Genomic DNA, 14,671 nt, shown 5'->3' with positions numbered 1-14,671 from the left:
AAGCGTTAAAGTATAAAATTACTGATTTCTTTAGGGACTAATGTATTGTTAATAATGTATATTCACTTGATGATACGATGATTCCCCTTTGAGGAAATTCTTCATGCTTTTAAACTATTTATTTTTACATATGACTTTATTGGAATTCATAAAATCCCTTGCTTCTGAAGATTCTGCATTAGGTACACTTGCCGATGATGTAATGGGTGATAAAAACTTTCCGTATGATCAGGGGGAAGAAAGGATTATTTCCTATTTACAGTTTATGCTGCACAAGAAAGGAAATGCAGCAATCTTTAAAGAATTCATGGAGGCTTACCAATCACAAAAGGATGTCGAAATCGAATTTAATGATCTGGATACAAAATATGCACCGATGAGGGCCGAACGGTGGGATTTTTTGAAAGCAAATTTTTCCTGTGACAGAGTGATTAGTGTCGGAGAGCCAGAGGACATTTACAGAATTTATGCTGTTGACTCGACAGGAGGTGAAGCAATAAAGTTCGATGTTTATGGGAAGCGAACCTTGACCGATGTTGCTGTAGTTGAAATCGAAAATATTGTCATTGGCGATTTGACGAAAGAACTGTCGTTGGCCGAGGCATTGGCTGCTTTAGGTGATAATAAATTCGAAGGTACACGCACTCCAACCCAACCAAATTATTCGGAGATGATCGATTATTTAAATAGTCATCTCCAAAGCAATAGATGATGAAAGACCTACTTACAGATTATCCAGAATGTCTTTACAACAGTGCTAAAGACCTCAACCTTGGGGCTATCTATCTACGTTATCTGGATCTCTCCATCCCGCCACTAATCACTATTTTCGAAATGGAAAGACCCGCTGTCCTTGCTTATAACCAGTTTCGTAAGATTATTGATAGTCTAGAAAGCCAACCTGATGATGAGTTTTCTTGTAAGGGATTATTTGTACTCGGGATTGCTCAGTTTGAAACGATGTTAAACGATCTGATGATCAAGATTCTTCAATTTTATCCGCAAAAGTTGTCCTTGCTGAAGGGTGTGTATAGTGACGAAAAGGCCCAAGGACTAGCAGTTAGCCAGGAACAATTGCTAAAAGGAGAAGTGATAAACCAGATTATTGAGGCTAGTGTAAACCGACTGGCTTATAGTAGTTTGGATAATTTTTTAAAACTCTTCACCAAACTTTTTGCAATTGACCCCAAAGATTTGAAATTGCCGCAAATTTTCGATGAACTAATTGAAATTAAGGAAACCAGAAACCTGTTACTACATAACAACCTGGTCGTTAACGAGCTATACATAAGAAAGACTGCAGCCGTCAAAAGAAGTATTGAGCCTGGTAAAAAATTAATTGTTAACAGAGATTATACATTAAAATCGTTGACTTTAATTACAGACCTTATTTACGCAATCATTCTTCAAGTGCGTGAAAAATATGGCCATTTTACAGTTTTGCCGCTTTTGAAAAAGCTTTTCGCATATAATTTTAAGAGTCCAATTATCAAATTTGAAGAATTCTGCACACTCAGTGATGACGACGATATTTATGATGGGCCATTCAATTTGCCTGTTGGGAGATCGAGTTCGGAAAATTTTTTCCTTGAGTTCTGGCAAGCGCAGAGAGATGGAACTGCGCTTAACCGAGCTGCAATGGTGCACTTAGGCGGAAGCATAAGAAATTTGGCATTTTTAACTGAAGTTTTTGGTGAGCTCCGGTTCCCATATTGGCAGTATAGCATAACACCGAAAAAGACAAAAAGGATCCCTATATCGAAATTTTCTTAAAAATGACGTCGGGCGAAACGTAGATTTTGACCATTCTTCAATGCATATTTTATCGAAAAGGTGACGCATATAGTTTAGGATAAATTGACAGCTAATATAATTGCCAGAGGGGGTGATCCTAAAGGCGCGTCATTGAAAAAAATATGTTATTTTGTGCATAAATAATTATATCAATAATGTACTAGATAGGGGCATAAATGGACAAAAAATTCGCTACTCAGCAAAAATACTTCGATCTATTTACAAAGGATTTTTTGCCCAATCCTACTCCAAAATATCATGAGGTTGAACTCAAACGTGGAATTAAAACGGTTTACATCAAAGATTTTCCGATAGAATCCATAAAGCTAAAAAGATCACCATATATCGTCTTTATAATATTTGCAAAATTGCTTAATTTCAAATTTCTGGGAAGATGGGAAAAAACACTTTGGGAAATCCCTGTTTTATACAAAGGAATTCCGTTATGCTTTCACACCGCAAATTCGGCTTTCAGTTTACATCATTTCAAAAGGGAGCAAACTTAACTAAATTAGCAAAGGAAGCTATCAAAAACATTGATAACGCAATTCCATTTGCAGAGCAATTATTTCAGGAGGAGATAAAGCAAAAGGTTATTGATGGAAGAATATCACTCTCCAATGAGTATAGACCTATAAAAGAGCGGTATGATTTCTTTAGAAGGAAGGCCGCAGCAATATACAAGAAAATGAACTTCCCTACTCCTACAGGCGACGCGTTAAGAGATTACGAAATGTTAATCATGCAGAATTTGTTAACGCCACCAGAAGCATCTTTCTATACTGTGGCCATGCTAGATGCTTTTTTCAGCCTACTAGAGCATTCCCTAGTCCTAATCATTCCTTTTTTGAATCATGGGTTTCCCGAAAACAATAATCTGGAACAATTTATTGGAATGAATTGGAAAGGGAAGTACCAGTATGTATTTTCAAAATCTGACCCAAAAACAGTAGCTCACCAACTAAATGCCCTTATAGACATCAAAGAAGAATATCGAAACCCCATTTCACATGGTCATTTTCATAAGAATGGGAATTCCTTTAATGTGCATATGGAAAATCTAGGTGCAATTCCTATGTCACTATCAAAAAACAGGGGTAATTTAAGTTATGGATTTAAATTGCCAGGTGATAAGGAATTTAAACAGATCTGCAATGTTCTGGACTGCTTTGATGACTTCATAGCAAAAAATAAGGAAACTAAATATGGGATACAATATATCAAAACTGGTTTTATAGTGGCTTTTGACAAGAGTTCCCATGAAAAATACATGGATGCGATGAGTTCGGAGAAAGCTTTCGGGAATTTTCTTGATTATACATCGTATCAAATTGAATCTTCCGCAAACATGGACTGGTAAAAAATTAAATGAAAGAGAAAATAGAAAACCCAGATATAACTCAGGATCTGATTATTGATTATTTGTATAAGCAAACAAACTATGCATTAATGCTTACTGCAAGCTGGGGAGCAGGAAAAACATATTTCCTAAAAAACCGAGTCTTTAGCAAAGTATTAGAAACCGGTTACAAGCCCATAATTGTATCGCTGTTTGGCATAAGCTCTATGGAAGAGCTAAAAGATAAAATTTTCGTTTCGGTGTATCCATTAATTGAGAATAAATACTTGAAAGCTGGATTTCCAATTGTAAAGCTGCTTATGAAGGCAGCAGATATTACAAAACTCTGGGGCGGAGAATTGCTTAGCCATCTTGCAGATGGTGCCGATGAAGCCAAAAACGAGCTAAAAACTCAACGATTTAATTTTCTGGCATTAGAAAAACTGCTTATTTGTTTTGATGATCTTGAGCGAATTGATGCAGAAATGCTCAAAGACAACTCGGTGCTTGGTTTTATTAATTCCTTGGTTGAGCAAAGCAATACCAAAGTTATTATCGTAGCAAATGAGGGAAAGCTTCCTCCAGACCTTTTTGGCGAAATAAAGGAAAAAACTATTGGCAACACCCTTCATTTCAGGCAAACTTTTTCGCCCACATTTGCCAACATAATTGAAAATCTGCAGAATACAACCTCCCATTATAAAAGCTTCCTCCAAGAACACTGCAAAACTATCGAAAACCTGTTAAAATATGAAAATGAAAAAGACGTTAATTACCGTACGCTAAATTATCTTTTATCCTATTATGCACCTATTTTTCAGTTCATCAAATCAGAGCTTAAAAATGGAGAATGGAAAGATTACCAGGAAAAATTACTTTATAGTACATTGAGGTTTAGTCTGATGATCTGCGTTGAATTTAAAAAAGGTCGCATTGAATATCACAAGAAACAGGGGCTTGAAAAAGGTATTGAGTATCAGATCAACAGAATGTATGATGAGATAAAAAAGGACAGGATTGTTGAATATGGGGAGGAAACAATAAATAAGTATTTTCCAAATGAAGACTATGATTATTATGAAAGTATATTTGATTACCTGACAGGTGGCAATATATTCAATGGCACCACTTTCAAAAAAGAAGTCCAAACGAACTACAATATGGTGGATGAAAAAACCCCTCCTGCCTATAAAGTATTTAATCAGCTGGCAGCAGCTAATTATAAGAATCTTTCAGATAAGGACTTCATTTCTCTTAATAGACAGTTATTATCTTATGCAAAACAAGGGGAATTTCTATTGCAAGATTACCTCACAGTGGCCTATCATGTAATGAGACACGAAAACGTTCTGAATTTAAAACCGGAAAAACTTGCTGAAGATCTAATCAAAGGGATGAAGAAAAGTCTCCCACGCCAAAAATATTCCCCAATGATCGATAAATATTTAGGCCTTTCAGCAGTTACACCAAATTATTTATCACTAAAAAAAATATCTGATTTTATTAAAAGTGCAAATAAGAAGCTTGGAGAAACTGGAGAGATCAATAAAGATAAACAGCTTGAAGATGAGTTTTTAAACAACTACGATAGTTTACATGCTAAAATGCTTTCTGAGATTGACACAGCACATTATCAGGTCACACTCTCTGGATTAAGGCCAAGCCTATTTCTAAAAACATTTTTAAAAGTAGAAAATGCTAAGAAAAACAAAATAATTACGCTGTTTACAATTATCTATCATTGGAACAGGGGAAATGACACGGAAAAAGATCGCCGCTTCTTGCTCGACCTTAAAAACCTTATTGAGAAGTATAAGGAAGGAAAAAAATTCAGAAATTTGAGTGGAGAACTTCTCCTAGAACTTGACGAACAGGTAAATAAAAAACTAGAGTCGCGAATCAGCTATTCTCAATAACTATTGGCATTGATTGTATGATGTTTATGTTATTTTTTATAACATAACTTGAAAACTTGTTGTAATTACCTATCAGAATTAATTAATATGCATTATTTGCAGATAGGTTAATAATTTTAATTCTTTAATATATTTTTAATCTTATTTTGTCTCAAAAAATCCCTAACCTGAATGAAAAACAATCCATTACGCTACAAATTTCACCAAAAGTGGCGAAGAATAACTCGGTTCGTTAATCGGATGTAAAAACACCATACTTCACCAAACTACGGTCAAAAATCATCAGCACGGGATTCTAATTATGATTGGCAAAAACCCTAAAAAGACACTCATCTTTCTTATCAACTTCAAATCTATGTATCAACTTTCTTCTCTCCAGCACTCTGAAAAGCCAATCATGATATGGCGTGCGTTGAAATTTTGGCTTGTGCCTTTTGTGAAATAATTCGGGGTAATCGCCTTTGAGTTCTGTTATCAGTGCAACTACCTGATCGTTAGAAAGTGTATCTGATCTTTCGTTGAGAAGCTTGATGCGGTTCTCTGCTGAAGATGAAGACTTAAACATACTTTCCATCACAGCAAAAGTTACTGGTACATTTCCCATATCACAAATTAAATTGCAGGAAAGATTAGAAATCTCTCTGTTCGACACAATGGTATCCTCATCCAATAAATTATAGAGCACAAGTTTGTTTTCTACTGTAAAGGTGGTTGATTTTAAAAGCTTAACGATATCCTGTTCGTCCACATCATAAGAGGTACCAAATGTTTTATAAGAAACCTGTCTAACTTCTAAAAGAGTAATGTGCAGGTCCGGAAAATCCTTCTTTAATCTATCGTAGTTTATTTGGGTCATTAATACTGCGCCACTCTTTACCAACCACTCGATCTTATCTCTGGTCATCCCTGTAGTTACCAGTTTAGTGATAGCTAGCCTCTGTGCTTTAAACAATGCCTTGTAAGCCTCAATATCAAGCTCATTGATAGCAAGTAGCGTTTCTATGAAGGTTTTAACAAACTCCTGTGATCGGGAAGGTGCATCTAACATTTTTGTTTTCGACAATTCTTGATAATTCTCTTCTGCATCCAAAAACATCAGAAGCGTTTCATCTAATTCTTTCATTTGACCCTCCTCGGCATCCGGGAGCTGATCATAGTAGGTAAATACATTTTCCCAAGAAGGGAAAACCTCACTATAGTCCATAACTTCCTTCCTGATCTCGAGTTCATCAATAGCCGCCAAATCACTAATCTCAACAAATCCTCTTTGTATGACCTCTGATTTTAAGTCGAAAATTAGGTTTTCATCATTCAAAAGTGCAACCATTTGTTCTTCTTCCTCTTTATTTTGAGAAAGTTTAAGCAATACGTTCTGCACATATTCATTTACATTTGCAGTAATATAATCGTGAAGATTTTCTGCCATAGAAACCATTATTGAAGTGTAATTAGCATTTGATTCCAATCCTATTTCTGAATGTCCCTTTTCTTTAAGCATTTGAACGATATTGACCTCATTTAATTCATAAAGATCATGCTCGTAAACAAAATCAAACAATGTCTGACTATTTTGGTTAGGAGGATCAATGGCTATAAATTTTACATTAAGTTTTTCAAGCAAACCCTTTGCTGGATTTACCTCAGCATCCCCAATAAAAAGTGAGAGAAAATTTGATCTTTTTGCAATATATTTTGCCATATCTCCCTTTAGTGCTGCAACAATATCCAACCCTGCATCAATGGTTAAAAATTTCAAATATTTATCCATTTTGCCAGCAGGATAATTACTCTTGGTTTCTAAAAAAATCCAAAAACCCAGCCAGGCTTTGGCTAGTTGCTTGATAAATAAACCCGCATGCTCAGGTCGCTTTTGCACAAATTCATCAATAAAAGAATTGGTTTGGGTTCGCCCCTCACTTAGGAGTTGGAGAATAGCCTGACATTTTGCTAAAACCTGGTCTCCTGCATTTAGCAGGTAGACAACCAAATCAAGATTGAGAATCACTTCTCTTTTAAAATATTTAACATCAAGTTTTTTAACTACATAATCAGCATGTGTAAGCTGATGTTCAACCGGTAGCGCTGAACCACTTTTGATTTTTCGCTCAAAAACTGAATCCTCCGCAGTCATATTTACTTCATGAAAAAGCGAAATGTAATCATCATAATGTTCGTCGATATAGCCGTTGATCAACAAATTTCTAATTAACTGATTTTCGCCAAATGGTTTCAGGTATGGGTCAATTTCTATACGCTCAAATATTTCACTGATACTCCAGTTTGCAATTGTATTTTTTTCGCTCCTTAATTCATCAATCTCCTTTTTGAGCTGTTCGATGGCACCACCATTTTTTTGGTCTATTAACTGCTTTCGCTGTTTAAAGCTTTTATTCTTGTCAACTAAACGTTCTAATTCGGCAAATGAAAATCTTTCGTCTTTAGTGTGTTCATGATATGTACTGCCGGAATAGTGGTTGAAATAATAATAAGTAAATGAGTTAAGCTTGGATAGTTCTTCAAATGCGGCTGGAGCTACGAGTTGGGCAAATGTTTTTTTACCTCCAGCTTTAACACTTGCAGCATCTGGAAATTTGACTTGTAAGGCATTTACGTACACTCCGATTAGCTCATTTAAGTCCTTAAACTTTAACTCTTCAAGTACTTTTACCTCTCCTACCTTAGCCACAATCTGTTCATCGAGATTTTTTATGAGTTCTTCGATATATCCCGCTTTATTTGCGATGAATTTGTACAATTTACCTTTTCTGCTATGTAGTTTTCCAAAATCCTCTGGGCAAATATTTTTGTAAGCGATCATAGCGAAAAGTTTATCCTGTAAAAGAACCTGCGAAAGGCTTGTCCGATAAAGCTGGTATTCATGAAAAATATTAATCAAAAGCCGCATATCTATATCATCGATGAAGGTTACTACATCTTCGGTAAACTCTTTTGATAGCACATTTTCAAGACCGGCACCTGAAATCAATTTCGCCAGTTGTTCGCCTGCATTTGAAGGGTTAATGAAAGGAATTACTGGAATGATATACTCAAAGAACTTAACTCTTTCATTCTTATCCTCAAATATTTCATCCCTTATCGCATATAGAAACACAATTTCCTTATGATTTTTGCGGGACTTGATGGAAAGCGAATTGTTTAAAAGCGTATTTAGCTCACGAAGTTTGGAAAAGATATCTGTACTTTCAAATCGGTCAAGATCTTCAATAATGACCAGGTTAAAAGGTGTCCTCTCAAAAAAATATAGGATTTCTTCCAGGTGCTCATTAAAAACAGATTTGTCCAGCTTGTCGCCAAGTTCTAGTTCACCTTTAATGGTAACCTTATTAATTTTTGAATTACCAAGCAACCTGATAATACTTTTTGCTGTGAGGCCAATTCCAACAAAAAACACCATGAATATCGGAAATGCCGAATAATCCAACGGGAGTTTCCAATGCCAGCTTGCGGGATTAATCCGATTAATATAATCAAATTTAAAAAGTAGCAGTGCGCTGGTGATCCATAAAATTAATGCACCAGCAATTGAATAAATATGTCGATCAGTAATATTGGTGATTCTTTTAAAACGAGAATCGGGAATGTCAGATGGCTTGACATGATAGAAAATCTGTTGCAGGATACTGATCTCAAGCAAACGCTCAAGTTCTTCTTTTTTGTCTTTAATGTGTCCTTTGTTCAAAGATTTCTTTTTCGTCCTTTGCTTTTTTCCTTTCACAGGGCTGAGGACTGAACCATTTGCTGTTGGGATTTCTACAATTTCTTCATCAAGTGTTTCTTCTAAATCTGCAACTTCCTTAGCAACATCGCCAAATGAGGCAAGGGAAATCCGAAGGTATTCATATTCCTTATGCTGGGATTCAAAGGTATTGATAATCGTACTTTTCCCTGAACCGTAGCTTCCTGTCAGCGCAATATTGGTAATCTTTGGTTCATCAATTGTGAGTTTTAATAAATCAAGGTAGGGCTTAACCCGTTCTAAATCTTTAGGATCAGTTAAAACTTTTGGAGCTAGCGAAATTACATTTTGCGGAGTTTCAGTGTTACTACTTGGTTGCACCTGCGTTGAACTGTGTGAAGTGGTTTGTTGAGCGTTATCCATTTCTGACTTTGCATAATCCCTTATGATCATGCTCCAACGTCTAAAATACAAAATAAATTATAGCTACTCTTATGACTGCGTATTTTCATATATTTCAATAAAAATTTAGCGAAATCGCCACTTAAACTACTCTTTCAAATGCATTGAAAAATTATTATATGCGTATAATTTTAGAACCATTAAAATACTAAAATAAATAGCAAATATTGTTACCTTTGTAATCCTTTTCAAATTGCGTTACAAAACATTATCTCTAATAAATATGTTAGTAACTTATTTGAGATATTTACATATCAGGTTTTAAAGAACTTATCTTTAAATAATAAACTCGGCCATCATGAATAAAATTCCAGCGTTTGATTATGTAGTACACCAACTGCAAAATTGGTATCTTGAAAATGGTGGAAACATGGAAAATAATGATTTATCTAAGTTAAAGATAACGAAATTGCTTTTTTTTACATGTGCCGCATCAGCTTCTTCAGATCAAGCTGGGTTACTTTCTCATTTCGACAATTTCTATGCACTACCTTATGGGCATGTTGAAAGTGACATTCAGGACAAAATGGATATGTCAGTATTTTTCAACATTTCAAAAACTCAACTGACATATAAGACAGCAGGAAGGATGTACGAGGCCGAAAATCTAAGCTTAGAGATAAAAGAAATAATTGACCATGCAATCGAAAAGTTGAAAAATATAAATTACAATTTAATTAAGCTGACAGCTTTTGAATTGGTCGACCTAAGCCACATGTGGCAGTCATGGAAGAGTGTATTCTCGCTTGCTCAACAAAACGGAAGGTATTCCATGAAAATTCCAGTAGAAATGATAATGGCCGAGCCGAAAATTTTTAAGTTATAGTTTAAATGCATCATCTAAATAATGCCCTCTCAAAACTAAATTCTGTCTTTCATTCGACTTGGACAACCGCATTATCATCAGTTTTAAGCTCGGATAACATTAATGACGTTAACAACAAACTTGCTGCACAGGTTGCAATTCTTGGCATTATAAACAGAATTTCGAATGAATTTTATAAGGAGTTAAATCTTTCTATAGTATCTGGTGAATACGTTAATGATTTAACAATTTCAGATACCAAAATATCTGAAATTGAAAGTTTTATTTCTCTACAGGCAGTTTTTGACGTTCCTCGATTTCCAAATATGCTCCAATATTATCAAGATATATTTGCAGAGGGGTTTTTACAACCTATTAGGTTAAATTTATTACAATATAGAGCTTTACTAAAGGTTGTAGGAAGACATATAGCACATCAACCAGGTTCAAGCATGCTATTTCATGAAATAGCTGACCCACCACCAACAAGTAGAAGATTTACAACTACAGCAACTAAACTGTCTGAATTGTTCAATTTCAATGTTAAAGTAGCTGAAATTGACCACACACTAAGTTTTGAAAAAAATACTTTTAAACAACTTTTACTCCTCCAACACAAGTTAAAGAATTTTGCTATTGCTAGTGACGAACTTGAATTGATTTCGGACAAATGTGATTTTTTATTATATAAGTTATCCTTTAGACTAGAGCAATCAAATAAGAAATTTCACTACGTAATAGATTTCAACTACTCTACCTTAACTTTAAAAGAAGTTAATCGTTTTTCTAAATATACAGACATCATAAAAGGCCACTATGGAAAAAATGCAACTGTTATAGCATTTAATCAGCGATCGGCAAATGCTCAAGGTAAGTTAGATACAACTCCAACAACGCTTAACCTAGATGAATATCACTCTTTGATAAAAAAAATCAAGGATGTAGATAAGAATGTAGAATCATTAAATAAATTAAACACAAATTATAGTCTAGCCTACAACCAGCGCATTCTTGGAGCATTGAGCGATTTTGATCGTCGTGCATATGACATTGACATGTGCTATATTGAAAATAATCTATTCTCATTAGAACTAGAAAGAAAGCTGATAACTTTAGATAATTGGGAATCAAAGCTTCAAACGTACACAACGAGGGCTGAATCTTTAAATAACAGCAACTTCTTCCCTTTTTACAAAATTATTGCTGAATTTTTAGTTCCTGAAATTGAAAAACAATTTAAGATCAATAATGAGGAAAGCCTTAAAGTAATTAATAAATTGCTTGATAAGTATGATAAATACTTAACTTCTTTGATTATTAATGCAACAATTTGTGAAGAAACAGATTACATAGCATTCCAAACAGATTATGCAACATCCTTAACTCCAATTAGGCTTAGTAGTGGTTTTACTTACAATTGTTTTGTCTCCTCATCATTTGTTCTCCCAATAGAATACACAAAATTTAAGGATGAAATTGACATATATAAAACTAAATTAACAAAATTTAGAGCTATGTATGATATACAGGATCTGTTACAAACGGATCACAAAACGATTCAGGAAGTCAAGGAGGAAATTGAAAAGACAGATAAGCGACATATAGAGATATTATCTATCTTTTCGGCATTAGTATTGTTTGTATCTAATGAAGTTCAAATTTTCAGCAAGTTAACAAAATTAAGTGACGCAATAATTTACTCACTTTCCTTCGCTTATGGGCTTGGCTTATTTGTTTTGTTAATTTGGTTTATTACTCGATCAGAGGGCGTTAGAAAAACTCGAATTACTAATACTCACAAACTAATTTTTGGCGTTTTCGCGTTAGGTTTTATACTTCAGGTAACATTTTTAAGATATCCCCATTTATTCAAATCAGAAAGAGATAATAAAATTGATAACTTAAGCTTTAAAATTGATTCAGCAAAAAAGGAACTATCTCTCGACACAGCAATTCAAAAATTAGTTAAAAAGGATACTTTACGAACCAAAGTTGCTCAGAAAAAATAGTGATTGTTTAACGATCCATATTCCTTTTTTGGTGATCAAACATTCCATTGCAACCATAATTGACTGTCATTATCTTCAATACAAAAAAATAATATTTCTGCTGGAGATGTCGGAAAAAGTGTTTTTTATCCTTAGTAATTTCGGGAATATTGACGACAAGGGGATTTCAGCAAAAATGGCTACCCGTTCCGCTTTTAAGCTATCACCTCATTTCGCTTTAAAGTGACAACTTTATTTCAGGGCAAACTGGGCGTTCTAATCTTTCGATCAGCTTTTTTCGTGACTGGCTTTCGGGAACATTCTTATAATTTCTGCATTAATATATACTCCTAGGAGCATATCTTCGATTCGGGATGGACTAATATGGGCCTTTCGCTATTTTGGAGGATTATGGCGTTTTTTCTGCATTCTGGCACCTATGAATGGATCTTGATTTTTAGAACCGTCTGAATTTAGTATTTCCGGTGGTAGGATGGATTAAACAAAAAAGTCCTGAGGAAAACGGTTTGGATTAGAATTGTATATTTGTCCAGAGGGAATGGAACTTAGATGTACATCATCCGGTAATCAAATTGGCAGTCAGTTTAAAGCGAACCAGAAGCGTCACTACAGGTTCTTCCCCAGTCATATCAAAATTCCTAAAAAATAACGCTCATGAAATACGATATTCACTCAATAATGTCCTACGAGATTTTTCTGCTTGGACAATACCAAATTGTTACCAAAGGCCTTTTTTACGTGAATGGTAGTTATTTCATTTACTGCCCTGATATTACGGAGACCACCCTAGCCATTGATGGCTCCAAAATCCATGAATGGTTTAGGTTACACAAAATCATGGGCACTTTAATCTTTTTAGTCAGCGAAATACCTGAATCTTCCGTGCAAATCGATGATCAAATCAAACAACTTACATCTCCAGGAACGGGATATCTCCTTACAAGGGCAGATGTTGGGTATGAGCTCAAATTGCTAATACCAAAAATTTATCCGGACTATGAAATCTTGGACAGCATGCCAATCACAGTTTCTTTCCTTGAAAAAGTTTCGGAAGATGGATTTAGCAATCTTCGAAAAATCTTTCAAGCGGCAAAATTCCAAGTTGAAATAAACTTTGTTAATAGCAAAATGCCCCATGTGAGCAAGCCTGAAAAAGAATCGATCTTCAGAAACATCCAAACATATAGAGATTTAAAAAACAAACTTTCACCAGTTTTAAATAAAGCATGGGAGGAAGAAGAGGATACATGGTTAGATAAAAGGCAAAAAATAATTAATGCTAGTCCAAAAGAGTTCGGTCCGTATCGTCCTGTCTCACTTCAAAAGAGATTATTCAGGTGTTTGATCGACTGCAGTTCAGGTTTTTCCGAAAATATTAGAAATTACTTGACAATGTATGACCAGATTTGTCTTGTTGCACCACATTCAGAATACATGAATCAGACATTGGTTGCATTGGGTCTTTCAAAAAAGGAATTGCTCGAGTTGCATAAATTGGGAAAGTTACAGCTCCTTTTTCCAAAATCTATAGATTATTATGACCAAAATTTTGTCCTAGAGTTATTAGAAACCAAAAAGGAAAATGTTCATCTTTCCAGAACGGTAACAACAATGACAATAATGGAAATGAAAAAACGAAATCCATTATTATTCCCCCCCTTGTCTATACAAGAAAAGCAGGTGTTGCTTGGAGCAATCGATAAATCAGTTCCGGTCTTGACAAAGAACAAACGTTTTGCAGATGCCATCCGAAAAACAATATCGGAAACAGGAAACATGTGGATACGCCTTCCTAATGCGATGAACCAGCAGGATTCCATTGTATTAAGTAGTTATGGGACCATCAATCTTATGGGACCCATATTTGAGTTAAACGAAAATCGGGATTTGAAATTGGAATTCATGACGGCTATACCTGCCGTAGAAATGGCTGCAAGTACTGGATCAGTTCTAGTGCCGACGACAGTCCATGGATATGATACGACAAATGTAAGTTCTCTGATTGCAGACCTCTATTCTGGGACACCAAGGGCAGATTGGGTCTTGCATAATAAGAATTTCACAAATTTCACGGCAGAAAATATTTTGGCTGTCAGCGCCAATCTTCCAGTAATTGAACTTGCTACGACTTTCGATTCCGTAGAAATACAAAGATTCAGAGATCTGGTTTTAAATATATCTAAACACCAAAAAACCCATGAAGATGTTTCAGAAACAGTAGAAGCTTATAACCATTTCGTTAGACAGTATGAAAAGAATAAAAATAATCTTTCCGCATGGAACATTAAAGGTTTTGTCATTGGCCTGATAGGAAAGGCTATGCCGGGTGTCCCGATGGCATCGTGGTTAATCAATCACGCCCTCAAACATATTATCAAAATTAGCGGTAACGCCCCAGAGCTAATCAAAATTGTAGAAACGATAGAAGCAGAACTGCAAGGGGGAATACCAGATGCAGTATTACTAAGCAAGATGAGGGATAAAGTCAAAAAAAAGATGTAATCCACATATATGAAAGTTTCTTTTCACTTTGACTATTTAATCGAAACTAACTAAATTTATAAAACAATATAGTTCTTATGAAACTTTGGTTCTTTCTCAGGCTTTGCATTAATATTGCCAAAGCATTTAGCACGATATCACCATAAA

8 protein-coding genes are annotated in these 14,671 nt (G+C 35.0%); 7 read left to right on the top strand and 1 reads right to left on the bottom strand.

The genetic code is table 11. The features are described 5' to 3' along the window. Positions 1-130 precede the first annotated feature (130 nt). From ACTJKC_RS03925 to ACTJKC_RS03910, 4 genes are all read left to right on the top strand, one after another. Entirely contained in the window at positions 131-712 is a 582-nt protein-coding gene (locus ACTJKC_RS03925) for a YozE family protein (protein ID WP_440790407.1), read from the top strand. Continuing rightward, a complete protein-coding gene (locus tag ACTJKC_RS03920; protein ID WP_090985851.1) occupies positions 709-1,773 on the top strand; it encodes a hypothetical protein in 1,065 nt (354 codons plus the stop codon). Before ACTJKC_RS03925 ends, ACTJKC_RS03920 begins: the two co-directional genes overlap by 4 nt. A 415-nt stretch (positions 1,774-2,188) precedes the next feature. Then, positions 2,189-3,154: a hypothetical protein gene (locus ACTJKC_RS03915; RefSeq protein ID WP_440790405.1), complete on the top strand. Its 966-nt coding sequence runs from the start codon at positions 2,189-2,191 to the stop codon at positions 3,152-3,154. 8 nt (positions 3,155-3,162) lie between these two features. After that, complete coding sequence (locus tag ACTJKC_RS03910) at positions 3,163-5,049, top strand: P-loop NTPase fold protein (protein WP_090985855.1); 1,887 nt, start codon at positions 3,163-3,165, stop codon at positions 5,047-5,049. Positions 5,050-5,344: 295 nt separating this feature from the next. Here ACTJKC_RS03910 and ACTJKC_RS03905 read toward each other — a convergent pair whose 3' ends face one another. Further along, entirely contained in the window at positions 5,345-9,199 is a 3,855-nt protein-coding gene (locus tag ACTJKC_RS03905) for a YobI family P-loop NTPase (protein ID WP_090985857.1), read from the bottom strand. 307 nt (positions 9,200-9,506) lie between these two features. Between ACTJKC_RS03905 and ACTJKC_RS03900 the strand changes: the two genes are divergently transcribed. From ACTJKC_RS03900 to ACTJKC_RS03890, 3 genes are all read left to right on the top strand, one after another. Next, positions 9,507-10,034 (top strand): type II toxin-antitoxin system antitoxin SocA domain-containing protein, encoded by a 528-nt coding sequence (locus tag ACTJKC_RS03900; protein ID WP_090985859.1) that lies wholly within the window; start codon positions 9,507-9,509, stop codon positions 10,032-10,034. Between the two features lie 5 nt (positions 10,035-10,039). Next, the gene (locus ACTJKC_RS03895) at positions 10,040-12,022 is read left to right on the top strand and encodes a hypothetical protein (protein WP_090985861.1); all 1,983 of its coding nucleotides are present in this window, start codon (positions 10,040-10,042) and stop codon (positions 12,020-12,022) included. A gap of 654 nt (positions 12,023-12,676) precedes the next feature. After that, complete coding sequence (locus tag ACTJKC_RS03890) at positions 12,677-14,524, top strand: hypothetical protein (RefSeq protein ID WP_440790402.1); 1,848 nt, start codon at positions 12,677-12,679, stop codon at positions 14,522-14,524. Positions 14,525-14,671 lie beyond the last annotated feature (147 nt).

It is taken from the genome of Pedobacter sp. 22226 (assembly GCF_052045455.1).
Lineage (GTDB): Bacteria > Bacteroidota > Bacteroidia > Sphingobacteriales > Sphingobacteriaceae > Pedobacter > Pedobacter jeongneungensis.
The sequence above is the reverse complement of the archived record's forward strand: the minus strand, read 5'-3'. Positions and strand labels throughout refer to the sequence as shown.